The organism is Amycolatopsis roodepoortensis (genome assembly GCF_014873915.1).
In the GTDB taxonomy this organism is placed as follows: Bacteria; Actinomycetota; Actinomycetes; order Mycobacteriales; family Pseudonocardiaceae; genus Amycolatopsis; species Amycolatopsis roodepoortensis.
This window is the reverse complement of record NZ_JADBEJ010000005.1, coordinates 278,041-301,900: the sequence shown is the minus strand read 5'-3', so window position 1 is coordinate 301,900 and position 23,860 is coordinate 278,041. Positions and strand designations below refer to the sequence as shown.

At 70.0% G+C, this 23,860-nt stretch carries 25 protein-coding genes; 17 read left to right on the top strand and 8 right to left on the bottom strand.

Going from position 1 to position 23,860, the window contains the following annotated elements:
• The first annotated feature begins 8 nt into the window (after positions 1 to 8).
• Complete coding sequence (gene prcA, locus H4W30_RS20910) at positions 9 to 770, top strand: proteasome subunit alpha (protein WP_192744413.1); 762 nt, start codon at positions 9 to 11, stop codon at positions 768 to 770.
• Between the two features lie 170 nt (positions 771 to 940).
• Here the strand turns inward: prcA and H4W30_RS20905 are convergent, their stop codons facing one another.
• Positions 941 to 2,419, bottom strand: a complete 1,479-nt coding sequence (locus tag H4W30_RS20905; protein WP_192744412.1) for a bifunctional phosphatase PAP2/diacylglycerol kinase family protein — start codon at positions 2,417 to 2,419, stop codon at positions 941 to 943.
• Between the two features lie 147 nt (positions 2,420 to 2,566).
• On the opposite strand from H4W30_RS20905, the gene pafA reads away from it, so the two are divergent.
• The 4 genes from pafA (at position 2,567) to H4W30_RS20885 (ending at position 6,338) form a co-directional block, all read left to right on the top strand.
• Positions 2,567 to 3,925: a Pup--protein ligase gene (gene pafA / locus H4W30_RS20900; protein ID WP_126731988.1), complete on the top strand. Its 1,359-nt coding sequence runs from the start codon at positions 2,567 to 2,569 to the stop codon at positions 3,923 to 3,925.
• Positions 3,926 to 4,005: 80 nt separating this feature from the next.
• Entirely contained in the window at positions 4,006 to 5,049 is a 1,044-nt protein-coding gene (locus tag H4W30_RS20895; protein ID WP_192744411.1) for a WD40/YVTN/BNR-like repeat-containing protein, read from the top strand.
• A 12-nt stretch (positions 5,050 to 5,061) separates the two neighbouring features.
• Complete coding sequence (locus H4W30_RS20890) at positions 5,062 to 5,403, top strand: ArsR/SmtB family transcription factor (protein ID WP_034306643.1); 342 nt, start codon at positions 5,062 to 5,064, stop codon at positions 5,401 to 5,403.
• A 71-nt stretch (positions 5,404 to 5,474) separates the two neighbouring features.
• Positions 5,475 to 6,338, top strand: a complete 864-nt coding sequence (locus H4W30_RS20885; protein WP_192744410.1) for a TIGR03620 family F420-dependent LLM class oxidoreductase — start codon at positions 5,475 to 5,477, stop codon at positions 6,336 to 6,338.
• Here H4W30_RS20885 and H4W30_RS20880 read toward each other — a convergent pair.
• From H4W30_RS20880 to H4W30_RS20870, 3 genes are read right to left on the bottom strand one after another with little or no spacing between them, the layout of a single operon-like run.
• A complete protein-coding gene (locus tag H4W30_RS20880) occupies positions 6,335 to 7,033 on the bottom strand; it encodes an SDR family oxidoreductase (RefSeq protein ID WP_192744409.1) in 699 nt (232 codons plus the stop codon). The two genes, H4W30_RS20885 and H4W30_RS20880, sit on opposite strands and share 4 nt — an antisense overlap.
• Complete coding sequence (locus H4W30_RS20875; protein ID WP_192744408.1) at positions 7,030 to 7,482, bottom strand: SRPBCC family protein; 453 nt, start codon at positions 7,480 to 7,482, stop codon at positions 7,030 to 7,032. The genes H4W30_RS20880 and H4W30_RS20875 overlap by 4 nt, the downstream gene beginning before the upstream one ends.
• 32 nt (positions 7,483 to 7,514) lie before the next feature.
• Positions 7,515 to 8,459, bottom strand: a complete 945-nt coding sequence (locus tag H4W30_RS20870; RefSeq protein WP_192744407.1) for an NADP-dependent oxidoreductase — start codon at positions 8,457 to 8,459, stop codon at positions 7,515 to 7,517.
• Positions 8,460 to 8,565: 106 nt separating this feature from the next.
• Between H4W30_RS20870 and H4W30_RS20865 the strand changes: the two genes are divergently transcribed.
• The 7 genes from H4W30_RS20865 (at position 8,566) to H4W30_RS20835 (ending at position 13,498) form a co-directional block, all read left to right on the top strand.
• Positions 8,566 to 8,997 carry a winged helix-turn-helix transcriptional regulator gene (locus H4W30_RS20865; RefSeq protein WP_192744406.1) on the top strand — a complete coding sequence of 144 codons (432 nt, stop codon included), beginning with the start codon at positions 8,566 to 8,568 and terminating at the stop codon, positions 8,995 to 8,997.
• Positions 8,998 to 9,006: 9 nt separating this feature from the next.
• Complete coding sequence (locus H4W30_RS20860) at positions 9,007 to 9,987, top strand: helix-turn-helix transcriptional regulator (RefSeq protein WP_126731975.1); 981 nt, start codon at positions 9,007 to 9,009, stop codon at positions 9,985 to 9,987.
• Positions 9,984 to 10,961, top strand: a complete 978-nt coding sequence (locus H4W30_RS20855; RefSeq protein WP_192744405.1) for a helix-turn-helix transcriptional regulator — start codon at positions 9,984 to 9,986, stop codon at positions 10,959 to 10,961. Before H4W30_RS20860 ends, H4W30_RS20855 begins: the two co-directional genes overlap by 4 nt.
• A 9-nt stretch (positions 10,962 to 10,970) precedes the next feature.
• Complete coding sequence (locus H4W30_RS20850) at positions 10,971 to 11,180, top strand: bacteriophage holin (RefSeq protein WP_192744404.1); 210 nt, start codon at positions 10,971 to 10,973, stop codon at positions 11,178 to 11,180.
• 38 nt (positions 11,181 to 11,218) lie between these two features.
• On the top strand, positions 11,219 to 11,551 hold the full coding sequence (tatA, locus tag H4W30_RS20845) for a Sec-independent protein translocase subunit TatA (RefSeq protein WP_044853269.1): 333 nt from the start codon (positions 11,219 to 11,221) through the stop codon (positions 11,549 to 11,551).
• A gap of 95 nt (positions 11,552 to 11,646) precedes the next feature.
• Positions 11,647 to 12,615 (top strand): twin-arginine translocase subunit TatC, encoded by a 969-nt coding sequence (gene tatC / locus H4W30_RS20840; protein WP_192744403.1) that lies wholly within the window; start codon positions 11,647 to 11,649, stop codon positions 12,613 to 12,615.
• A gap of 7 nt (positions 12,616 to 12,622) precedes the next feature.
• A complete protein-coding gene (locus H4W30_RS20835) occupies positions 12,623 to 13,498 on the top strand; it encodes a diacylglycerol/lipid kinase family protein (RefSeq protein WP_192744402.1) in 876 nt (291 codons plus the stop codon).
• On the opposite strand, the gene H4W30_RS20830 is transcribed toward H4W30_RS20835, so the two are convergent.
• Positions 13,482 to 14,069, bottom strand: a complete 588-nt coding sequence (locus tag H4W30_RS20830) for a hypothetical protein (RefSeq protein ID WP_192744401.1) — start codon at positions 14,067 to 14,069, stop codon at positions 13,482 to 13,484. The genes H4W30_RS20835 and H4W30_RS20830 overlap by 17 nt on opposite strands.
• Positions 14,070 to 14,181: 112 nt before the next feature.
• Here H4W30_RS20830 and H4W30_RS20825 point away from each other — a divergent pair, with 112 nt between their 5' ends.
• From H4W30_RS20825 to H4W30_RS20805, 5 genes are all read left to right on the top strand, one after another.
• Entirely contained in the window at positions 14,182 to 16,959 is a 2,778-nt protein-coding gene (locus tag H4W30_RS20825) for a DEAD/DEAH box helicase (RefSeq protein WP_192744400.1), read from the top strand.
• Positions 16,960 to 17,468: 509 nt separating this feature from the next.
• On the top strand, positions 17,469 to 18,281 hold the full coding sequence (locus H4W30_RS20820) for a DUF4333 domain-containing protein (protein WP_192744399.1): 813 nt from the start codon (positions 17,469 to 17,471) through the stop codon (positions 18,279 to 18,281).
• Between the two features lie 40 nt (positions 18,282 to 18,321).
• Positions 18,322 to 19,521, top strand: a complete 1,200-nt coding sequence (locus tag H4W30_RS20815; RefSeq protein WP_192744398.1) for a GNAT family N-acetyltransferase — start codon at positions 18,322 to 18,324, stop codon at positions 19,519 to 19,521.
• Between the two features lie 34 nt (positions 19,522 to 19,555).
• Complete coding sequence (locus H4W30_RS20810; RefSeq protein WP_192744397.1) at positions 19,556 to 19,954, top strand: DUF4333 domain-containing protein; 399 nt, start codon at positions 19,556 to 19,558, stop codon at positions 19,952 to 19,954.
• 43 nt (positions 19,955 to 19,997) lie between these two features.
• Positions 19,998 to 21,218 carry a GNAT family N-acetyltransferase gene (locus H4W30_RS20805; RefSeq protein ID WP_192744396.1) on the top strand — a complete coding sequence of 407 codons (1,221 nt, stop codon included), beginning with the start codon at positions 19,998 to 20,000 and terminating at the stop codon, positions 21,216 to 21,218.
• 42 nt (positions 21,219 to 21,260) lie between these two features.
• Here H4W30_RS20805 and H4W30_RS20800 read toward each other — a convergent pair whose 3' ends face one another.
• From H4W30_RS20800 to H4W30_RS20790, 3 genes are all read right to left on the bottom strand, one after another.
• Positions 21,261 to 22,229 carry a pirin family protein gene (locus H4W30_RS20800; protein ID WP_192744395.1) on the bottom strand — a complete coding sequence of 323 codons (969 nt, stop codon included), beginning with the start codon at positions 22,227 to 22,229 and terminating at the stop codon, positions 21,261 to 21,263.
• Complete coding sequence (locus H4W30_RS20795) at positions 22,226 to 23,170, bottom strand: 5'-3' exonuclease (protein WP_192744394.1); 945 nt, start codon at positions 23,168 to 23,170, stop codon at positions 22,226 to 22,228. The genes H4W30_RS20800 and H4W30_RS20795 overlap by 4 nt, the downstream gene beginning before the upstream one ends.
• Positions 23,171 to 23,245: 75 nt before the next feature.
• Complete coding sequence (locus tag H4W30_RS20790) at positions 23,246 to 23,782, bottom strand: NADPH-dependent FMN reductase (RefSeq protein ID WP_192744393.1); 537 nt, start codon at positions 23,780 to 23,782, stop codon at positions 23,246 to 23,248.
• Positions 23,783 to 23,860 lie beyond the last annotated feature (78 nt).

Sequence of the window (23,860 nt, the reverse complement as noted above, 5' to 3'; positions counted from 1 at the left end):
GCACCACAGTGACGATGCCGTTGTACGCCTCTCCCGAGCAGCTGATGCGGGAGCGTTCCGAGATCGCGCGCAAGGGCATCGCGCGTGGCCGGAGCGTGGTCGTGCTCAAGTACCGCGGTGGCGTGCTGTTCGTGGCCGAGAACCCCTCGGCGACGTTGCACAAGGTTTCGGAGATCTACGACCGGATCGGTTTCGCGGCCGTGGGCCGCTACAGCGAGTTCGAGAACCTCCGCGTCGCCGGCATCCGGCACGCGGACCTGAAGGGCTACCAGTACGACCGGCGGGACGTCAGCGCTCGTGCGCTGGCGAACGCGTACGCCGCGACACTGGGCAGCATCTTCACCGAGCAGCTGAAGCCGTTCGAGGTGGAGGTCTGCGTCGCCGAGGTCGGCGACACCGCCGCCGAAGACCAGCTGTACCGGCTGACCTACGACGGCTCGATCTTCGACGAGCCGAAGTTCGTCGTGATGGGCGGTCAGGCCGACACGCTCACCACGAAGCTCAAGGAGAGCTTCGAGTCGGACATGGAGCTGGAAGCGGCGCTCGGCGTCGCGGTGAAGGCGTTGCGCGCCAACACCCCCACCCCCGCGAACGGCGACTCGGACCCGGTGAAGCTCGAGGTCGCCGTCCTGGAGCGGGACCGGCGCGGCCGCAAGTTCCGCCGGGTCGCCGGTGCCGCGCTCGACGCGCTGCTGCCCGCCCTGCCGGAGGAGCCGAAGAAGGACGACGCCGACGGCGACAAGCCCGACGGTGAGTCCAAGAAGGACTGAGTCTCTCCGAAGTACGTGAAGGCCCCCTTCATTGCGTCTAGCGCAATGAAGGGGGCCTTCACGTAGTTGGGGCTGCGTGTTGTCGCGACGTGTTTCGAGGCCGTGAGGCTCACCTCGCTGACGTTGTCCTGCCCCTCAGTACACAGTGGACGCGGCCGCCACGACAGCGCCTACAGGCGGTAGATGGTGAGCGCGCTGGGCCGTGACCGGAAGCGGAAGTCGTTGCCGAGCGGGCCGACCTCGCCGTCGGTGGCGACGCGGCGGTTGCCGTTCAGCAGCCGGACATGCAGCTCCGGCACGTCGAGTTCCTGGTAGACGTGGCTGGCGTTGAGGCTGTTCGTGATGGTGGCGAGGATGAACCGCGCCCGCGAGTACGGCACGTCGGCGCGCAGGTAGCGGACGTCGAGAAGGCCAGTGTCGAGCGCTGGACGGCGTGAGGGCGCGAAGCCCTTCGGCGAGTAGGTGCCGTTGCCGACGAACAGCAGCCAAATGCTGGTGTGCTTGCCGTTGAGGGTCACTTCGAGCGGCTTCGCGCGCCGGAGGGTGCGGGCGAGCGCGATGGCCGCCGACGGCCACTTCGGGTGCCGCTTCTGCAGCCTTTCCCGGATCCGGACCATTTCCGGGTAACCGCCGAGGCTGGCGGTGTTGACGAAGTAGCGGTGGTCGTCGTCGTGGTTGATCTCGACCTCGCCGAGGTCGACGCCGACGGCGTTGCCCGCTTCGGTGGCGGCGTCCGCGTCGGGCATCGAGCGCATGCCGACGTCCCGGGCGAAGTGGTTGAGGGTGCCCGCCGGGATGAGAGCGAGCGGCAGGTCGTGGTCGGCCGCGACGGCGGCCACGGCGGCGACGGTCCCGTCACCGCCGGCGACACCGAGCGCGCGCACGGTGTTGTCGCGGGAGGCGATCTCGTCGCAGAGCTGATCGCGCAGGTCCCGCTTCGCGTCCGGGTAGAGGATGGTCGCCTTGGGCCAGGCGAACCGGGCTTCCTCGGTCGGATCCTGGCCGTCGATCCCCGAATGCGGGTTGACCAGGACGAGCATGTCCTCGCCGTCGCGCATCTCGGGCGCCTCGGCGGTGTGCGCGGTGCGGCCGGGGACGTCGTCGTTCAGCGGCCACCAGTGCCGCGTCAGCAGGCCGGCGCCGATCCCGATCCCGATCCCCACTCCGACGTCACTGGGCCAGTGGACGCCGGTGTGGACCCGGGAATAGGCGACGGCGGCGGCCAGCGGGGCGAGGGCGGCGCCCGCCTTGGGCGATTCCATCGCGACGGCCGTGACGAAGGCGGCCGCGGACGCCGAGTGCCCGGACGGGAACGACGACGAGGTCGGCCGCCGGACGAGCCGCCGGTGCATCGGCACCTCCTCGGCCGCGGGGCGGCGGCGGGGGAACAGCGGCTTGCCGACCAGGTTCGCCGCCGCGCTGGCCCCGGCGATCGCGGCCACGCCGCGGAGCGCGCCCCGGCGCGTCGGCCCCTTCTTCGCCGCGAGCACGACCGCGACACACCACCAAAGCTTGGATTTGTCCGCACTTTTGGAGAGCGAGGTGATCACTTCGTCGGCCCTGCTCCTCGGCAGGGCCGCACTCCGTGCCATCAGCCGCCGATCGGTCCGTCCGACCTTGCGGAAAGGGCGTTTGAGCTGCTTTAACACGGGTTCCCCACTTCCGGGCCAGGACGTCATGCGCGTGATACCCGATCGGGACGTCCCGCACACCTTTCACCGAATGCAACGTACCGACCGCGTGTCGCCGCCCGAACGGCGCACCTTCAGTGGGTCTTCACCGCCTACTCTGGTGGGATGCAGCGGCGGATCTTTGGCATCGAGACCGAGTTCGGGGTCACGTGCACCTTTCACGGGCAACGCAGGCTCTCCCCGGACGAAGTGGCGCGTTACCTGTTTCGGCGTGTCGTGTCCTGGGGGCGTTCGTCGAACGTCTTCCTGTCGAACGGCTCGCGGCTCTACCTCGACGTGGGTTCCCACCCGGAGTACGCGACGGCCGAATGCGACGACCTCGTCCAGCTCGTCACGCACGACAAGGCGGGGGAGCGGATCCTCGAGGACCTCCTGGTCGACGCCGAGCGGCGGCTGGCGGACGAGGGCATCGGCGGCGACATCTTCCTGTTCAAGAACAACACCGACTCGGCGGGCAACTCCTACGGCTGCCACGAGAACTACCTGGTGACCCGGGCGGGTGAGTTCTCCCGGATCGCCGACGTGCTGCTGCCGTTCCTGGTGACCCGGCAGCTCATCTGCGGCGCCGGCAAGGTGCTGCAGACGCCGCGCGGCGCCGTGTACTGCCTGTCCCAGCGAGCGGAACACATCTGGGAAGGCGTCTCCAGCGCCACCACGCGCTCGCGGCCGATCATCAACACCCGCGACGAGCCGCACGCCGACGCCGAACGCTACCGGCGCCTGCACGTGATCGTCGGCGACTCGAACATGGCCGAGCCGACCACGCTGCTCAAGGTCGGATCGGCGAACCTGGTGCTGGAGATGATCGAAGCGGGCGTCCAGTTCCGCGACTTCACCCTGGACAACCCGATAAGGGCCATCCGCGAGATCAGCCACGACCTCACCGGCCGCCGCCAGGTGCGGCTCGCCGGAGGCCGCGAGGCGTCCGCGCTGGACATCCAGCGCGAGTACCACGCCCGCGCCGTCCAGCACGTCAAGGAGACCGGTTCGTCGCCGCAGTCCGAGCGCGTCGTCGAGCTGTGGGGCCGGGCGCTGGAGGCGGTCGAGCAGCAGGACTTCAGCAAGATCGACACCGAGATCGACTGGGCGATCAAGCACCGCCTGGTCGAGCGCTACCGCAACAAGCACGACCTCGACCTGTCGAGCCCGCGGATCGCGCAGCTCGACCTGGCCTATCACGACATCCGGCGCGGGCGGGGCATCTTCGACCTGCTGCAGCGGAAGGGGCTCGTGCGGCGCGTCACCGACGACGGCGAGATCGAGCTGGCCAAGGACACCCCGCCGCAGACGACGCGGGCGAAGCTGCGCGGCGACTTCATCGCCGCCGCGCAGGCCGCCGGGCGTGACTTCACCGTGGACTGGGTGCACCTCAAGCTCAACGACCAGGCGCAGCGGACCGTGCTGTGCAAGGACCCGTTCCGTTCGGTGGACGAGCGCGTCGAGAGGCTCATCTCCTCGCTCTGAATTACTCCGTGAAGGCCATCTTGGAAGGCTCCGTGCCCTCTAAGGTGGCCTTCACGGATCTTCGAGGGAGAGGTGCGCCGATGCGCCGTGCGTTGCTGGTCCTGCTGGGTGCGGTCGTCCCGCTGGCGTTCACCGGCGTCGCGCAAGCCGCACCGGAACGTCCCGAACCCCGGTGGACCGAGACGCCGACGGGCACGGACGCCCAGCTGCGCGGCCTGTCCGCGGTGGATTCCCGGACGGCCTGGGTCAGCGGCAGCAGGGGCACCATCCTGCGCACCACCGACCGCGGCCGCACCTGGAAGCCTGTCGCCCCGGCGGGCACCGAGGCGCTCGACTTCCGGGACATCGAGGCCTTCGACGCCGAGCACGCCGTCGCGTTGTCGATCGGGCCCGGCGACGCGTCCCGGATCTACCGCACCGACGACGGCGGCCAGAGCTGGCGACTGTCCTTCCAGAACACCGACCCCGCCGCCTTCTACGACTGTGTCGCGTTCTTCGACCGCCGGCGCGGTCTCGCGATGAGCGATCCGGTGGACGGCAAGTTCCGGTTGCAGTCCACTTCGGACGGCGGCCGCACGTGGAAACCCGTCCCAGCCGAGGGGATGGTCCCCGCGCTCGACGGCGAGTTCGGGTTCGCCGCCAGCGGCCAGTGCCTCACCACGTCGGGCCCGCGCGACGCCTGGATCGCCACCGGTGGCGGGGCCCGTGCACGTGTCCTGCACTCCGGCGACGGCGGGACGACCTGGGAAGCCGCCGACACCCCATTGCCCAGCGGCGCCTCGGCCGGGGTCTTCTCGGTGACATTCCGGGATCCGCGGCACGGCGTGGCCATCGGTGGCGACTACGCGGCGCCGAACGCTCCCGGCCCGGCCGTGGCGCTCAGCGCGGACAGGGGGCGCACCTGGCGGACCCCGGCCGAGGCCCCGGTCGGCTACCGCTCCGGCCTGGCGTGGCTGGGGAACACCGTGATCGCCGTCGGCCCCGGCGGGAGCGATCTGAGCCCGGACGGCGGACGGCACTGGAGGTCGTTCGACACCGGATCGTTCGACTCGGTCGACTGCGCCCGCGGCGCGTGCTGGGCGAGCGGGGCCAACGGCAGGGCCGCGCGGCTCGGTACGGCCTAAGCTCGAAGGACTATGACCGCACAAGCCGAACCAGTCCCGGAGACCACCGATCATCTGGTCGAGGTGCTGAAGGCGCTCGCCAACCCGATCCGCCTCCAGGTGCTCGGCTGGCTGCGCGAACCGGACCGGCACTTCCCGCCGGAGAACGCGATCGCCGACCAGAACGAGGTCGGAGTCTGCGTCAGCCATCTCCAGGCGAAACTCGGGCTCGCACAGTCCACGGTGTCGGCGTACATGGCGCTGCTGCAGCGCGCCGGGCTCGTCCGGTCCACCCGGGTGGGCAAGTGGACGCATTATCGCCGTGACGAGCAGCGGATCGCGCAGCTCGTCGACCTGCTGGGACGTTCCATCTGACCCTGGCCGGGAATAACGTATCGAAAATCTGCGATACTTCGATACGTTGGACTCGACCTGAGGAGAGACAGATGGAACTGGGGCGTTTCGGGATCTGGACGTTCGACTTCGAGGATCAGCCCGCGAGCATGCTCCGGGATTCGGTGCGAGAACTGGACGAACTCGGCTGGCCCGCGATCTGGATCCCGGAACGGGACGGCCGCGAAGCGCTGACCCACGCCGGATTCCTGCTCGCGTCCACCGGACGCATGGCCGTGGTCAACGGGATCGCGCGGATCGGCTCACGTGGGCCGCGGTGGGCTCACGGTGCCGCGCTGCTGCTCGCCGACGCCTATCCGGGCAGACATGTCCTCGGGCTCGGCTTCGGAGGCGCACAGCCCGGCGTGAAGCCGTTGGAGGCGATGAACGACTACCTCGACGAACTCGACACGGTCACCAGCGCGAACCCGCTGCCCGCCGAGCCGATCCGGCGGCTGCTGGCGGCGTACGGGCCGAAAATGCTCGAACTCGCCCGCGACCGGTCCGAGGGTGCGCACACCTATCACGTGCCGGTGGCGCATACCGCCCAGGCGCGGGAAGTGCTGGGGGAGAAGGCCTTCCTCGGTGTCGAGCACGCCGTGCTGTTCGAAACCGACCCGGGCAAGGCGCGCGCGATCGCCCGCGAGCATCTGCACCCCTACCTGACGTCGAAGTACAACGTGGCCAAGTACCTCCGGCTCGGCTACACCGAAGCCGACCTCGACGGCGGCCGGGGCAGCGACCGGCTCGTCGACGATCTCGTGTTCTGGGGCGACCTCGAGACCGTGACCGCGAAACTGCACGGCCACCTCGACGCGGGTGCCGACCATGTCGGCATCCAGGTCGTCGGCGTCGAACCCGGCGAATCGGCCATGCCGCACTGGCGACGGCTGGCCGAGTCGCTGCTGCCGCGCTAGCGGACCTGGCCGGTCGGGCGGACCACGATCTCGTTGACGTCGACCGAGGGCGGCTGCTCCAACGCGAAGAGCACCGCCCTCGCGACGTCGTCGGGGTCCAGCTTCGGCTTGGACTTCGAGTCCTCGGGGATCATCGAGGTGTCGACCAGGCCCGGCTGCACGACGGTGACCCGCACGCCGGTGCCGACGGCTTCCTCGCGGATGGACCCAGCGAGCCCGGTCACCGCCCATTTCGTCGCCGAATAGAGGTTCCCCGGCCGGTGGTAGCGCCCGGCGACCGAGCCGGTGAGCACCAGGTGCCCCTTCGATTCCGCCAATGACGGAAGGGTCGCCCGCGCGGTGAGGGCGGTGCCGTAGACGTTCGTCAGCACCATGTCCCGCCACTGTCCGGGGTCCGCGCCGCCGTCGCCGAAGAACGAGACGACGACGCTCTGCCCCGCGTTGGCGAACACCGCGTCCAGCCGGCCGAAGGTGGACTTCACCGTCTCGACGGCCGCGGACAGTGAATCCCAGTCGGTGACGTCCGCCGCGACCGCGAGGGCCCGGTCCTCGCCCAGTTCGGCGACGAGCGGGAGCAGCGCCTCGCGGTCGCGGGAGAGCAACGCCAGCCGGAATCCGGCCGCCGCGGCCCGGCGCGCGGTGGCCGCGCCCAGGCCACGGGAAGCGCCGGTGATCAGCAGTACTCGATCGTTCATGACTCCAAACTAGGCGGCGTGTAGCCGTCCCATTCGGGCACCGGTTCGCCGGCGAGTGAAGCGCCGAGCCGGTCGAGGTAGAAGTGCCAGCCCTTGGCGATGTCCGAGGTGTCCCAGTCGGGTTTGGGCATCCGGTGCACGAAGTCGAGCACCGTTCCCTCGCCGCGCGGGGTCAGGGTCAGCTCCACCCGCCACGTCGGCTCATCGGTGTTGTGCAGATCCATGACCAGTCGTTTCGGCGGATCGCATTCACGGATGACGGCGGGCCCCGGCTCGGAGCCCTCCTCGGCGGTCATCGTCAGCATGATCGTGTTGCCGACTCCGGCTTCGCCGGTCCAGGTTCCGATCCAGCGGGCCGTCCGCTCGGACTCCGTGAGCGCCGACCAGACGTCCTCGATCGGGTCCGGGTACTCGCGCCGGAGTTCGAGCCGGGTCTCCTCGTTGTCCATGATGCGAAGATAACCGTAGGCTTAATTAAGCGTCAACTTATTTCGTTGGTCAGGACAAGGCGTCCGCGGAGTCCGCCCTGCATCAGGCGTTCGTGCGCCTTCACCGCCTCCGCCAACGGCAAGGTGTCCGCGACCCGGAGGCTGAGCTCGCCGTCGTCGACCATGCTCACCAGTCCCGCGAGTGCCGCGCCGTCGGCGGCGATCCAGACGTGCGCGACGTCGATGCCCCGCAACGGAATCGGGGCGGCCCCGGCCGCGAACACGACGAACCGGCCGTGGTTCGCCACCGCGTCCAACGCCTCCAGCCCGAGCAGCGCCGTGTCGAGTGTCGCGTCGACGCCGCCGGGGACCACCGCCCGCACGCGATCGGCGAGGAAATCGCCGCGCGGCACGAAAACCTCCGCGCCGAACCCGCGAACCAGCGCCTCGTCGGCCGCACCGGCGACCGCCACGACGCGGAAACCCCTCGCCTTCGCCAAGGTCACCGCGTAGCCACCGACAGCGCCCGCCGCGCCGGTCACCAGGACCGTCGCACCCGCTGGCAGGTCGAGCAGATCGAGAGCCTGGACCGCGGTGAGACCGTTCAGCGGCAAGGTCGCGGCCTCCACCGGGGACACCGTCTGCGGGGCGGCGGCGATCGCGTCCGCGTCGAGGACGACGAAGTCGGCATAGGTGCCGAGCGCCGCCGACGGCCGGTCCTGCAGCGCGATCACGCTGTCGCCCGCGGCGAACCCGGTGACGCCGTCGCCCACGGCGTCGACCGTCCCGGCGACATCCCAGCCGATGCCGAGCACCTCACGCGGCGGGACGATCCCCGCCTCGGTCAGGAAACCCGAACGGGTCGCGGCGTCGACCGGGTTGACCCCCGCCGCGGCCACCTTCACCCGTACCTGGCCCGGCCCCGGCGCGGGCACCGGGACGTCGGCGAATTCCAGGACTTCTGGGCCACCGAACCGGCGGACCACCACTGCGCGCATCGTTTCTCCTTCAAGGGGGATCGTTCCCCGCGAACGTATGGGGAGTTACTCTCCTTCGGGAAGTACGCACCTCGAGGTGCCCAACCCACGCGGAGGTACGCGCACCGTGGTCACGCGCACGGCACAGGAACGCCGGGACGAGGAGAAACGGGCCTACGACGCCTATCTCGCGGCCTGTCCCGCCCGGAAACTGCTCGACGAGGTCTCGGGCAAATGGGTCAGCCTCGTCCTCGTCGCCCTCGGCGACGGACCCCAGCGCTACAGCGACCTCGCGCGCCGGATAGCCGGGGTCAGCCAGAAGATGCTCACGCAGACCCTGCGGACCCTGGAGCGCGACGGCCTCCTGACCCGCACGGTCACCCCGTGCGTGCCGGTCCGGGTGGACTACGAACTGACCGAACTCGGCCGGAGCCTCCGGCAGCTGCTGGCCGGGATCAAGGACTGGGCCGAGACCAGGTTCGACGAGGTCGAGACCGCCAGGGATCGTTACGACGCGCGATCGACGGCTGTCACCATCGAGTCGGACGGCGCGGGCTAGGGTAGCCGGGTGTCCACCGCACGCGCCGAACGTCTGGTCAACCTGGTTCTGGCCCTCCTGTCCACCCGGCAGTACCTCACCGCCGAGCGGATCCGGGGCATCGTGCCCGGGTACGCCGACGCGGCCAGCGACGAGGCGTACTTCCGCATGTTCGAGCGCGACAAGACCGAACTGCGCGAACTCGGCATCCCGCTGGAGACCGGCCGCAACTCCGCGTTCGACGCGATCGACGGCTACCGCATCGCGCGCCGCGACTACGAACTCGGCGAGATCGACCTCGCGCCCGACGAGGCCACCGCGGTCGGCCTCGCCGTCCGGCTCTGGGATTCCCCGGAACTGACCGGTGAGGCGCAGGGCGCGCTGGTGAAACTCCGCGCCGCCGGCGTCGAGGTCGACGATCACGCCCCGACCGTCGTCGAACCCCGCGTCCGCGCCGAACCGGCGTTCGGCCCGCTGCTCGCCGCCGTGCAAGCCGGGCAGGCGGTGCGTTTCGAGTACCGCCGCAGTGGTTCGGCCGAACGCAAGATCCGCACCCTCGAACCATGGGGCGTGGTGTCGTGGAAGGGCCGCTGGTACGTCGTCGGACACGACAGGGACCGTGGCGCTCCCCGGTGTTTCCGCCTTTCACGCGTGACCGGGAAGGTCGACACCTTCGGGCCGACCGGTGTCGTCGAACGCCCGGAAGGGGTCAACCTGCTGCGGATGGTCTCCGCCAGCAGTGGCGAGGACCCGTCCGCGCCGATCATCGCCAGTGTCTGGGTCGCGGACGGCCGGGCCGCCGGGGTCCGTCGCCGGGGCCGGGTGGTCGGCCGCAGCGACGCCGGGGGAGAAGAAGGCGACCTGGTGGAGATCGAGCTGTACTACCCCGAATCCGCCGCGGACTGGCTCACCGCGCACGGCCCGGACGTCCTCGTCCTCGAACCCGAGGTGCTCGCGAAGTCGGTCTTCAGCCGTCTCGAAGCCATCGCGCACGCCGGCGGTGCCCGATGAGCGCCACCGGACGGATGCCGCGCCTGCTCGCGCTCGTGCCGTATCTCCTCGCGCGGCCCGGCATCAAGATCGACGACGCCGCCCACGACTTCGACGTCACGCCCAAGCAGCTGCGCAAGGACCTCGAACTGCTGTGGATGTGCGGGCTGCCCGGCTACGGACCCGGTGACCTGATCGACCTGTCCTTCGAGGGCGACACGATCGTCGTCACGCACGACGCCGGGATGAACCGCCCGTTGCGGCTCACCGGCGGCGAGGCGACGGCCATGCTCGTCGCGTTGCGCGCGTTGGCCGAGACGCCCGGAGTGGTCGACGCCGACGCGGTCCGCCGCGCCATCGCGAAGATCGAGGCCGCCGCGGGGCAGGCTCAGCCGTCAGGGATCGTCGTCGGCGGGGGAGTGCGGGAAGGCAAGAAGACCGCCGGGACGCGTGAAGCGGTCCGGTCCGCGCTCACCGCGAAGCGCGCCTTGCGGATCCGGTACTACACCGCGTCGAAGGACGAGATCACCGAACGCACCGTCGACCCGATGCGCCTGCTCATCGTCCAGGCGGTCGGCTACCTCGAAGCGTGGTGCCGCCGTGCAGAGGGTGTCCGGCTGTTCCGGCTGGACCGCATCGACGAGCTCACCATGCTCGACGAACCCGCCGTCCCGCCGGCGCACGCGCGGCCCACTGACATTTCCGATGGTGTTTTCCGCCCGCGCCCCGACCAGCAGGAAGCAGTGCTCGTCCTCGACCCCGACACACGCTGGGTAGCCGAGTACTACCCCTGCGAGGAGCTCGACGAGCTCGACGGCGGACGGCTGCGTATCCGGATGCGATACGCCGACGAGTCGTGGATGGTCCGGCTCATCCTGGGACTGGGCGGAGACGCGCAGGTCGAAAGCCCGGTCGAGCTCGGAGAGGCAGTTCGTCGACGGGCGGCCGACGCACTGGCCCGGGCTCGTCACCTAACGTCAACCTACGAGCAGTAGGGTGACGCCGTGTCGTACCTGCCGAGCATCGCGCTCGCCGTCGCCGGGCTGATCCTGCTCTTTGTTCTGCTGATCAAATTACGCAGAGTCTTGCGCGTGCTCACCCATACGATGAGCATGGTGGCTACGAACACCCGAAAACGGACAGGGCTCCTTCGCGCCCGGTCGGCCGCGCTGCGCGTGGCGATCGCGCGACGACGTGGGCTCGAAGACCGGTAACATCACATACGAGAGACTCGAGAAGGAGGCCGCAAACGATGAACGCGCTGCAGCCGTGGCACATCATCATCCTGGTGCTCGTCGTTGTCCTGCTGTTCGGCGCCAAGAGGCTTCCGGACGCCGCGCGGTCCATCGGCAAGTCCATGAAGATCTTCAAGGCCGAGACCAAGGACATGGCCGGGGACAAGGACAAGGCCGCCGAGACCGAAGAGGTCGAGACCAAGCAGCTGCCGCAGGCCACCACGCCCGCGCCCGCCGCGACCGCGCAGGACAAGCAGGTCGCCGACCTCCAGCGTCAGCTCGACGAGCTCAAGAAGCAGCAGGCCGCCGCGCCCGCTCCGGCCGAGCAGGCGCAGAAGAACGCCAGCTGAGCGGTCTTTAGTTAGCCAAGCGGAGCCTGTTCGCGGATGAGCGCGCCGGAGTCCCGGCGCGCTCATGGTGGACCCTGACGAGAACGGACTGTCCAGTGGCGGATTCCGCCTCCGGTGAGGAGCGCCGCGGCACCAAGCGGCGCAAGCGCAGCCGTCGGGCCAACCCCGACGGCACGATGACGCTCATCGAGCACATCTACGAGTTCCGCCGCCGTCTGGGCTTCGCCCTGCTCGCCATCCTGGCGGGCGGGATCATCGGTTTCCTCTGGTTCCAGACCAGGGTGGGTCCGATCCCGTCGCTGGGCGACATCATGACCGGCCCGTACTGCGGAATTCCGCCCGAGCGCAGGCTCGGAGGGCAGCCGGGGCATTGCCAGCTGCTGCAGACCGTCCCGTTCGAAGCCTTCATGATCCAGCTGAAGGTCGGTCTCGCCGCTGGCGCGGTCCTGTTCGCCCCGCTGTGGCTCTACCAGATCTGGGCGTTCATCGCGCCCGGCCTCTACTCGAAAGAGCGCAAGTACGCGCTCACCTTCGTCTTCTTCGCGTCGATCCTCTTCGCCGCCGGCGCCGTCCTGGCGTACCTGCTCATCCCGCACGCACTTGAGCTGCTGATGAACTTCGGTGGCGACCAGTTCATCACCGCCCTCACCGGCGACAAGTACATCTCGTTCATCCTGTCGCTGCTGCTGATCTTCGGTGTCAGTTTCGAACTCCCGCTGTTCGTGGTGATGCTGAACCGCGTCGGCGTCCTCAAGTACCAGACGCTGAAGAAGTGGCGCCGCGGCCTGATCATGGTCGTATTCGTCTTCGCCGCCTTCGCGACGCCCGGTTCGGACCCGTTCTCGATGCTCGCCCTGGCAGGCGCGCTGGTGGTGCTCCTGGAGCTCGCCATCCAGATCGCGCGCTTCCACGACCGCAAGCTCGACAAGGAACGCGGCACCGAGGGCTGGGACCAGCTCGCCGACGACGAGGCCGCGCCGTTCGACTACACGCCGAGCACCATCGACGAGGAGCCGTCGGCCGCCACGAACGGCAAGCGCACCAGCACCGACGACGTCACCTGAGCCGGGGATGCACGCGGCGCTGGCCGTCCACCCCGCCTCCGGTGACGGGGCCGCGGGACGGCTGATGGAGTCGGTCGCGGCGCGGCTGCGGCCCGTCGTGGACCGGCTCGACGTCCTCGTCGCCCATACGGTCGAGGAATCCCGCGCGCTGACGACCGACTCGCGCGCGGCCGGGCTGGACGTCCTCGTCGTCCTCGGTGGTGACGGGGCGGCTCACCAAGGCGTCCAGTTCTGCGCCGAATCCGGCGTCGCGCTCGGGCTCATCCCGGCGGGCACCGGCAACGACTTCGCCAGGGCGCTCGGCATCCCCGAACGCCCGCACGCCGCCGCGGATCTCGTCGCCAGGCGGATCGCGGAGGGGAAACGGCGGAGGATCGACCTCGGCCGGGCCGGTGGTGAATGGTTCGCCACGGTGCTGTGTTCGGGCTTCGACGCCCTGGTCACCGAGCGCGCCAACCGGCTGACCTGGCCTCGCGGCCCGCGCCGCTACGACGTCGCGATCCTGGCCGAACTCGCCGCGTTCCGGCCCCGGCCGGTCGTACTCCGCACGGACGTCGAGACCCTCGAGCTCGACGCCACGATGATCGCCGTCGGCAACACCCCGTTCTACGGCGGTGGCATGCCGATCTGCCCCGGCGCGGATCCCGGAGACGGCCTGTTCGACGTCACCGTCGTCGGCGAGGCGACCCGGCGTGACCTGCTCCGCATGCTGCCCGGGGTCCGGTCGGGAGACCACATCGCCCATCCGGCGGTGCGGGTCCTCAAAGCCAGCGAGATCCACCTGGCGGGCAGCGACCTGCCCGTCTACGCCGACGGCGAGCCGCTGGGCAGGCTGCCGCTCGACGTCACCTGCGTCCCCGGCGCGCTCACCGTCGTCGGGTGAGCCCGGCGTAGTCGCCGGCCCGCCACACCTGCCCGCGGAACGTCGCGACCGACATGAGTTCGCCGCCAGGAAAGAACACCCCGCCGCAGCGGTGGCAGAACCACGCCCGCCGCCAGTAGTCCAGCGCGTCGGGGATGCCTCGCCGGACCCGCGCGTTGCGCCGCATCCGGAGCACGAACAGGACGGCGAACAAGGCGACCAGCGCGAAGGCGCCGACCGGGAAGATCGACGCCCCGACGTACTGCGCGGCCCTGCCGTCGGCGGTCGGCGCGACGTTCTCGTCCAGCACGTCGTTGGCGAAGGCGAGGAACACGAACGCGGGGATCAGCAGCACCAGCGCGAGCGCCAGGAAGCAGCCCCCGCCGCGGGACACCGGATACGGGTTGAGCGACGCCGCGGTCGCGGTCACCGACACGCCGGTGTGCGCCGTCGCGGTGTAGACCACGCCGTCGCCCGCCGGGATGGCCGTCATGCCGCCTCGCACCCGGTAGGTCGTCTGCCCGCTCTGGAACACCGCCGGCACACTCTGCACCTGGTCGACCTGCGCGCATTGCGGGCAAGCGATCTCCATGGGGTCCCCTCTCGATCACGGCTCCACCCCTTGGATGACGCGGGAGTGGCGGCCGTTCCCGGGATCGTCACACCGAGTGCGAACTGTCGGTGGGGTATGGAACCCTGACGAAGTGGTCAATAGCCCTTCTCAGACCCCGGCCGAGGCCTACGCGGCCTCCCAGCGCCGCGCTCGATATCCCCAGCTGACCCGCTTCGCGGCGGAATCGTCGTTCGAATTCGACGACTTCCAGGTCCGCGGCTGCGAGGCGCTCGAAGACGGTCACGGCGTGCTCGTCTGCGCGCCCACCGGCGCCGGGAAGACCGTGGTCGGCGAGTTCGCGGTGCACCTCGCCCTCGCCGAAGGCCGCAAATGCTTCTACACGACGCCCATCAAGGCGTTGTCGAACCAGAAGTACGCCGACCTCGTCGGCCGCTACGGGCCCGACGCCGTCGGCCTGCTGACCGGCGACACCTCGATCAACGGCAACGCGCAGGTCGTGGTCATGACCACCGAGGTCCTCCGCAACATGCTGTACGCCGGGTCCTCGACCATCGGCGAACTCGCGTACGTGGTGATGGACGAGGTCCACTACCTCGCCGACCGGTTCCGCGGCGCCGTCTGGGAAGAGGTCATCCTCCACCTGCCCGAACACGTCCGGGTCGTCGGCCTGTCGGCCACGGTGAGCAACGCCGAGGAGTTCGGCGAATGGCTCGTCGAGGTCCGCGGCGACACCACCGTCGTCGTCGACGAGCACCGTCCCGTGCCGCTGTGGCAGCACATGCTGGTCGGGAACCGGCTGATGGACCTGTTCGCCGGCCAGGAGGAACACGCGCCCGGCGCCGAACTGCGGATCAACCCCAGCCTGCTCCGCCGCACCGAGGAGATCGGCGGACGTTTCGCCCCGGCCGGGTTGCGCGGGCCGAGAGGGCGGCGAGGGGTGCCTTCGCGGATGCCGCGGTACCGGCCGCCGTCCCGCACCGACACCGTCGAGCGGCTGGACAACGCCGGGCTTCTGCCCGCCATCGTGTTCATCTTCTCCCGCGCCGGCTGCGACGCCGCCGTCGGCCAGTGCGTCCGCTCGGGCCTGCGGCTCAACGGCCCCGAAGAGGTCGAGAAGGTCCGCCGCATCGTCGCCGAGCGCACCAAGGACCTCCCCGAGGGCGACCTCGGCGTCCTCGGCTTCTGGGAATGGCGTGAGGCGCTCGAACGCGGGATCGCCGGGCACCACGCCGGGCTGCTGCCGGCGTTCAAGGAGACCGTCGAGGAGCTGTTCGTCCAGGGCCTCGTGAAGGTCGTCTTCGCCACCGAGACGCTCGCGCTCGGCATCAACATGCCCGCGCGCACCGTCGTGCTGGAGCGGCTGGTGAAGTACAACGGCGAGGCGCACGTCGACCTGACACCGGGGGAGTACACGCAGCTCACCGGGCGGGCCGGACGGCGCGGGATCGACGTCGAAGGCCACGCCGTCGTCGCCTGGCAGCCGGGTATCGACCCGAAGCAGGTCGGCGGTCTGGCCTCGACCAGGACGTATCCGCTGCGGTCGTCCTTCCGGCCCGGGTACAACATGGCGGTGAACCTGGTCGCCCAGGTCGGCGCGGAAGAGGCGCGTGATCTGCTGGAGCAGTCGTTCGCGCAGTTCCAGGCCGACCGGTCGGTGGTCGGGACGGCGCGGCGGATCGAGCGGAACAAGGAGGCCCTGCGGGGCTACACCTCGGCCATCACCGGCGATTTCGACCAGATGCTGGAGTACGTCGATCTGCGGGCGAAGATCTCCGCCCGGGAGAAGGCGCTCTCGCGGCAGAACACCTCCGCCCGCCGCGCGGGAACCGCCGAATCGCTGGAGAAGCTCCGCAAGGGAGACGTCATCGCCGTGCCCGCGGGACGGCGTGCCGGGCTGGCGGTCGTCGTCGATCCGGGGCTCGACCCGATCCGCGAACCGCGTCCCGTCGTGGTCACCGAGGATCGGTGGTCCGGGCCGCTTTCGGTCTCCGACTTCCCGTCGCCGGTCGAGGCGCTGGGGAACATCAAGCTGCCGAAGCACATCGAGCTGCGCTCGCCCAAGACCCGGCGGGACATCGCTTCGAGCCTGCGCAACGCGGGAATCTCCTTGCCCGGCAGGCAAAAGCGCCGCGCCGGGGCCAATGAGGACGGTGAGCTGGCCGCGCTGCGGCGGGCGCTGCGCGCACATCCGTGCCACGGCCTCGCCGAACGCGAGGCGAACCTGCGCTGGGTCGAGCGGTACCAGCGGCTCACGGCCGAGACCGAGCAGCTGGAACGCAAGGTCGCCGCGACCACGCACTCGCTCGCCCGTGCCTTCGACCGCATCCTGCGGCTGCTCGGCGAGCGCGGGTACCTCGGCCCCGAGTCGAAGGGCGACGGCGAGAACCGCGTCACCGAACACGGCAAGCGGCTCACCAGGCTCTACAGCGAGTCCGATCTGCTCGCCGCCGAGTGCATCCGGCACGGCGTCTGGAAGGGCCTGGCGCCCGCCGAACTCGCCGCCGTCGTCTCGACGCTGGTCTTCGAGGCGCGCCGGGACACCGCGGGGGAGCCTCGTCTGCCCGCGGGCAAGGTACTCGACGCCTGGCAGGCGACCACGCGGCTCTGGATGGAGCTCACCGAGGACGAGCGGCGCCACAAACTGGACCGCACCCGCGAACCCGACGCCGGTTTCGCGTGGCCCGTCTACCGATGGGCGCGCGGCGAATCGCTGGAGAAGGTCCTCACCGCCGCCGAGGCGAACGGGCAGGAGCTGTCGGCCGGTGACTTCGTGCGGTGGTCGCGGCAGGTCATCGACCTGCTGGACCAGATCCGCGACGTTCTCGGCAAGGCGGATCCGGTCGGAGCGGCGGCCTCGGACGCGGTGAAAGCCTTGCGGCGCGGTGTCGTGGCGGCCGGCGGCGCTTGACCGGCCTCGTGACTTCCTGAGGCCGGCCGGTGGGGTGAAGGCTCCCAACGCCTTCGACCGACAGATCCGCTGCGGTTGGTTGCCGGCCGAAGTCCGTGACGGCCTCCTTGAGTGACCCAGAGTCCCTCAAGGAGGCCTTCACGGACTCGACGATCGCCACGTGCGCCCCACCTGCACCAGGAGTCACAAGGGGTTGCGCGTGAAGGCCCCCTTCCCTCGGCTCAGCCGAGGAAACTCGACCTTCACACCTTGGCTGAGTACATGAAGGCCCCCTTCCCGTACTTAGGCGCAAGGAAGGGGGCCTTCACATACTCGGGAAGGACAGACACCGGCAACGAGGCGTTGGGCTGACCGGCGGAGCGGACACGCCTCCGGTGTGAGCACGGTCGCGGCGAGTTGCCCCGACACCGGCCGGGAACAGTGGGCAGGGGCGCCGACCTGTGGTTGGATCGCCCACGACGGCCATGCAGGTCGGCCGGTGACGATGGCGGAACAGGCGGAGGCGAACGATGAGCACGCCGTATGGCGGCAACGACCCGCAGCAGCAGCCCCAGTGGGGGCAGCAGCCGGGCTACGGGCAACAGCCGGGCGGCGCTCAACCGCCGAGCGGCCCGCAGCAGCAACCGCAGTGGGGCCAGCAGCCGCAGTACGACCCGTCGCAGACCCAGCAGCAACAGCCGCAGTGGGGTCAGCAGCCCGCACCCTACGACCCGTCTCAGCAGCAGCCGGGCTACCCGCAGCAGCAGGACCCGTCGCAGACGCAGCAACAGCAGCCGCAATGGGGCCAGCAACCACCGCAGTACGGCCAGCAGCCGGGTTACCCGCAGAGCGGGCCCCAGCAGCAGCCGGGATATCCGCAGAGTGGGCCCCAGCAGCAGCCCGGCTACCCCCAGAGCGGCCCGCAGCAGCAGCCGCAGTACGGGCAGCAGCAGCCAGGCCAGTACGACTACGGCCAGAGCCAGTTCCCGGGCACCCAGGGCGAGGCGCAGGACAAGCCGAAGTCCAAGAAGGGCCTCTTCATCGGGATCGGCGCGCTCGTGGTGATCATCGCCGCGGTCGGCATCCTCGGCTTCGTCACGCCGGGCTGGTTCAACACCCAGGTGTTCAACAACACGCAGATGCAGACCGACGTGCAGAAGCTGCTCACCGAGACCTACGGGATCAAGGAGATCAGCGCGGTCACCTGCCCCTCCGGCCAGGAGGTCAAGGACGGCGTGAAGTTCACCTGCACCGCCACGATCGAGGGCAAGCCGCAGGAGGTGCCGATCACCGTGAAGGGTGACACCGGCAACTACGAGGTCTCACCGCCCGCCACCAAATAACGGCGGGCGCCGGACGCGGTCGATCCTGCATGATCGGGTCATGAGCGACTTCTCAGTGCGGCGGCTGCGGTCCGACGAGGAACGGGCCGCGACCGATCTGTTCAGGCGCGCCTTGCACGCCAAGGAGATGACCGACGAGGAATGGTCGGCCATCGCGCCTTCGATGCAGCCGGATCGCGGGTTCGGCGCGTTCGACCAGGAGCTGATCGGCACCCTCCGGTCCTTCGATTCGGAGGTGACGCTGCCTGGCGGCGGCACCACGCCGCTCGCCGCGGTCAGCCTGGTCGGCGTCCGCGCCGACCGGATCCGCCGCGGCGTCCTGACCGGCTTGATGCGCGCTCAGTTCGAGGATTTCGCCGCCCGGGGCGTTCCCGCCGCGATGCTGCACGCGTCCGAAGGCGCCATCTACGGCAGGTTCGGGTACGGCGTCGCAGTGCGGGCGAAGTCGATCGAGGTCGACAAGCGCCGCGCCCGCTTCCGGCCCGAGGCGCCGGCCGGCGGTGAGATCTCGTTGCTGGATCTGGAAAACACCGTCGAGCAGTGGCCATCGCTCTTCGACGCGCTACCCCGCACCCGGCCGGGCATGATCGCGCGGAGCCCGCATCTGTGGCCGGGCTACGAGCGGGAACTGCGCCGGGCGACCACGCCGGTCACGACCGCGGTGCACCGCGGTCAGGACGGGGTCGACGGCTATGTCACCTACACCGTCGAGCGGGCGCATTTCGGCGCTCAGACGACCCTGAAGATCCAGTCGTTCCACTACGCGAGTCCCGACGCGTTCGCGGGGTTGTGGCGCTATCTGGTGTCCGTGGATCTGGTCGACGTCATCACCGCCGAGAAGCGGCCGCTCGACGAGCCGGTCGAGCTGCTGTTCACCGACCCACGGCACGTGACCGTGCAGAAGATCCAGGACGAAGGCTGGCTCCGGCTGGTCGACGTGGCGAGGATGCTCGACGCGCGCACGTACCGAGGCGAGCCGGTCGTCATCGAGGTCACGGATCCCTTCCTGGACCACAACTCCGGCCGCTACCGCCTGGCCGAGGACGGCGCCGTCCGGACCACCGACCCGGCGGATCTCGAACTGCACGCCGACACGCTGTCGATGGTGTACCTCGGCGGCTGGCGACCGTCGGATCTCGCGGCCGCCGGCCGGGTCCGTGCCACCGGCGCGGCCGCGCTGGAACGCGCGGACCTGCTGTTCGGCACGCGGGTCGACCCCTGGTGCGGTACCTTCTTCTGACGTTGGATGATCACACCGGTGGGGGTGGAGAAGCTTGAGCAGGCGAGCCGTCTCGACGGTCGGTCTGTGTTGTGCCGCTTTCGCGATGCTGGCGGCGTGTTCGGACACCCCGGCGCCCGCACCGGCGACGAAGACCGTCACGGTCCCGCCGACGACGAGCGCTTCGCCGAGCACGTCCGCCACGTCGGGCGGTTCGTCCTCCGCCGCTCCGGGCAGAGTCTTCGACCCGCGGACCATGCAGGCGGACGTGCGGAAGATCCTCACCGAGACCTATCAGGTGCGGGAAGTCGGCGACGTGCTCTGCCCGGCGAACCAGACGGTCAAGGACGGCAGCACGTTCACCTGCACCGTCCAGGTCGGCGGAGAGGGCAAGACCGTGACCATCACGGTCACCGGGGACGACGGCCGCTACGAGGTCGGCGCGCCCGCCTGAAAACCGGTTGGGTTCGCCCGGCCCTGGCGGCAGGATCGGCGGTATGAGCGAATTCCATGTGCGTGCCGTGGCCGAAGGCGAACAGCGGGCGTGTCTCGACGTCCTGTCGCAGTCCTTGCACGGCAAGCCCGCGTCGGACGAAGTCTGGGCGAAGATGGCTCCGTCCTGGCCGGCGGCCGGGAAATTCGCCGCGTTCGACGACCACGGCACCCCGGTGGGCATCACCAGTTCGTTCGAGGTGGAGCTGACCGTCCCGGGTGGACAGAAGCTCGTCACGGCCGCCGTCGACGGTGTCGGCGTCCGCGCCGACTGGACCCGCCGCGGGATCCTCACCTCGATGATGGCCGCACAGCTGGAAGATCTCGCGGCGCGCGGTGTCCCGCTCGCCGCGCTGCACGCTTCGGAAGCGGTGATCTACGGCCGCTTCGGTTACGGCGCGGCCACTTTCTGCCGAGGCGTTTCCGTCGAACGCCCACGCGCCCAGCTGCGCGACGGCGTGGGCCGGGAGGGTGTGGTCAGGTTCGTCACCCCGGCCGAAGCAGTCGAGCGCGTTCCCGCGTTGTACAACCGCTTCGAGGGGACCCGGCCGGGTTTCGTCTCCCGGCCCGCCGGCTGGTGGCCGGGCTTCTTCGACCGAGTGGTCACCGGGGACGACGGCTATCGCGTGGCCGTCCACAGTGGACCAGACGGGGACGACGGTTTCGTCGTCTACCAGACCATCGACACACGCGACCGGCAGGCGCCGGAGCGCGGCGCGCTCCTGGACATCCGGGAACTCCATGCCGCCACGCCACAGGCCTGGGCTGGCCTGTGGCGCTTCCTGCTGTCCATCGACCTGGTCTCGGCCGTGGCGGGCCGGGGTCGCCCGCTGGACGAGCCGCTCGCCGAACTGCTGACCGACCCACGTGCGGTGAACACCACCGAGGTCATCGACGACCTGTGGCTGCGGCTCGTCGACGTCTTCGCGGCGCTGCGGGCACGCTCGTATGGCACGGCCGAGCCCGTGGTGCTGGAAGTGCACGACAAGCAGCTCCCGGGCAACGACGGCCGCTACGTCGTCGGCCCGGACGGTGTGGAACGCACGGCCACCGAGGCGGATCTGCGGCTGGACGTCGCCACCCTGTCGTCGCTGTACCTCGGGCACGGCCTGTTCGGCGATCTGGCCCTGTCCGGCCGGGTCGAGGTGCTGGACGAGGCCGCGGTGGCCCGTGCCGACGCGCTGTTCCACACCGCGCGCACGCCGTGGTGCGGGACGTTCTTCTAGGCACTCGTGAGTGGTCAGGACGGTTCTAACCGTCCTGACCACTCACGAGGGATTCCGGCGAGGTTTGATCCGCACCTGCGGCAGCGCGGGTGCGGGCAGCCACGCCGTGGTGCCCTGATAGCCCTCCACTCGACCGAACCGGTCCGCCTGTGCCTGCCACGCCTCGCGGTACTCGGCGATCTCCTCGTGGCTCCGGCCCACGAAGTTCCACCACATGACGAGTTCCTCGGTGAACGGGGTCCCGCCGAGCAGGAGCACCCGAGCCGGTTCACCGCCGGAGTTCGTCAGTTCGAGCCGTCCGGCACCGGGCGCGAGGTAGGCGAGTTCCCCGGTGCCCAACGCGGCCCCGGCGACGGTGACGGAGCCGGTGTCCTGCAGGACACCGTGCTCGAAGGCCGGGTCGACGTCGAGCGCCAAGGTCGCCCCGGGCTCGATCGTGAGTTCGGCGCCCAGCAAGGGAGTGAACGCCGGGACCGGCGACGTCGTCCCGGCGAGGCTGCCGAGAAAGACCCGGGCGGTCGCGCCGGGCAGTTCGAGCAGTGGCGGCGCGTAGTGCCGGAAGTCCCGGGCGGTGTCACGATGTTCGTCCGGCAGCGCGATCCAGAGCTGGACACCGTGCAGCGTCGAGGTGTCCGGTGTGGACACTTCCGAATGCGCGATGCCGTGCCCGGCGGTCATCAGGTTGAGCTCTCCGGGCCGCACCATGGCGGTGGTACCGATGCTGTCGCGATGTTCGATCTCGCCGCTGAACAGCCAGCTCACGGTCTGCAGCCCGGTGTGCGGATGCGGCGCGACGTCCATCCCGCCGGACTCCGAAACGTCCTGCGGGCCGTAGTGGTCGGCGAAACACCAGGCGCCGATCAAGGACCGTTGGCGCTGGGGGAGTGTCCGGCGGACCCGGATGGCGCGCGGACCGCCGAGCGGGACGTCGCGTGGGGTCAGCACGGTGACGCCTTCGCCCGGTCGTTCGGAACACAGCAGCTCGGCCGGGTCGGCCTCGGTGTTGCTCATGACTTCGGGAGCGCGGCCAGCAGACGCTCCACCGAACGGCCGAGATTCCAGCGCTCCGCGAGTTCCGCGACCTTGTCCGGGTCGGCGGGCTCGGACGGGACGACGTCCGGACGGGACTGCTCGACCGGTGCGTCGGCGGCGACCCGGACGACGGTCGGGGCGACCGCGAGATAGTCGGCGGCGTCGGTCAGCCGGAGCCGGGTCTTGAGCGGTACCCGCGAGTCGCCGGCGTTGGACGCCTCGATCAGGTCCTGCAGCGAACCGAACTGGGTGATCAGCTTCGCCGCCGTCTTTTCGCCGATCCCGGCGACGCCGGGCAGCCCGTCCGACGGGTCGCCGCGCAGCGCCGCCATGTCGGCGTACCCGGGGCCCGCGTTCGCGGCCGGGATGCCGTACTTCTCGGCGATTTCCTCCGGGCCGAGGACCTCGGCCTTGTTCCAGCCCTTGCCGACGTAGATGACCACCGTGGCCGTCGGTTCGTGGCGGACCAGCTGGAACAGGTCGCGGTCACCCGTGATGACCTCGACGGGGGACTCCTTCTCGCGGATCGCCAGCGCGCCGATGACGTCGTCGGCCTCGTACCCGGCCGCCTCGGCCGTCGCGATCCCGAAGGCCTCCAGCAGCTCCAGGATGATCGGGACCTGGGGCGTCAGGGTGTCCGGCACCTCTTCGACGTCGCTGCCTTCCGGGACCTCTTCGGCCACCCGGTGCGCCTTGTAGCTGGGCAGCAGATCGGTGCGGAACTTCGGCCGCCAGTCCGCGTCGAGGCACGCCACGAGCCGCGAAGGCCGCCGGTCGACGAGGATCCGCGCGATGGTGTCGGTGAATCCGCGCACCGCGTTGACCGGTGTCCCGTCGGGGGCGGTCATCGAATCGGGCAGCGCGTAGAACGAGCGGAAGTAGAGGCTCGCGGAATCGAGGAGAGCGAGTGGTCCGGTCACGCGGACAGCCTGCCACGTCCGGCCCCGGATGTCCGTGAAGGACCCGACCCCCAGCCGGGTCCTCCACGGGCATCGTCAGGCCGCGTAGGGCCGCGCCCGGCGCGCGTCGCGGAGGGCGTTGGCCCACCAGTTCAGCTGATTCAGCAGCGTGGTGGCCGCGGCGGAGGCGCCTTCGAAGTCGTCGTGCGCACCGTCCGGGCCGAAGTGGTTCCAGGCGTACGGGAAGCTGACGGTCTCGCGGATCGTGGCGGCGTGGAGTTCCGCGAAGACCGGGCGCAGGTGCTCGACCGCGCGCAGGCCGCCCGAGATCCCGCCGTAGGAGACGAAGGCGACCGGTTTCCCGTGCCATTCGGGGCCGGTGGCGTCGAGCGCGGTCTTGAGCGGGCCGGGGTAGCTGTGGTTGTACTCGGGGACGATCACGACGACGGCGTCCGCGGCGGCGACGCCGGGAGAGAGATCGCCGGGACTTTCGGCCAGGTCGATGACGGACAGGGTGACGTCGTCGCGCTGTTTGGCGCGGTCGAGGAACCAGTTCGCGACGACGGGGGCGAAGCGGCCCTCGCGGACGCTGCTGATCACGACGGCGAGTTGGTAAGTCGGGTTCGTTGTCATGCCCAAGACCGTAAAACCTGTACTTAACTTGAAGTCAAACTCCAGAATCGCCGCATATCCGGGTCCAATCGCAGAGAA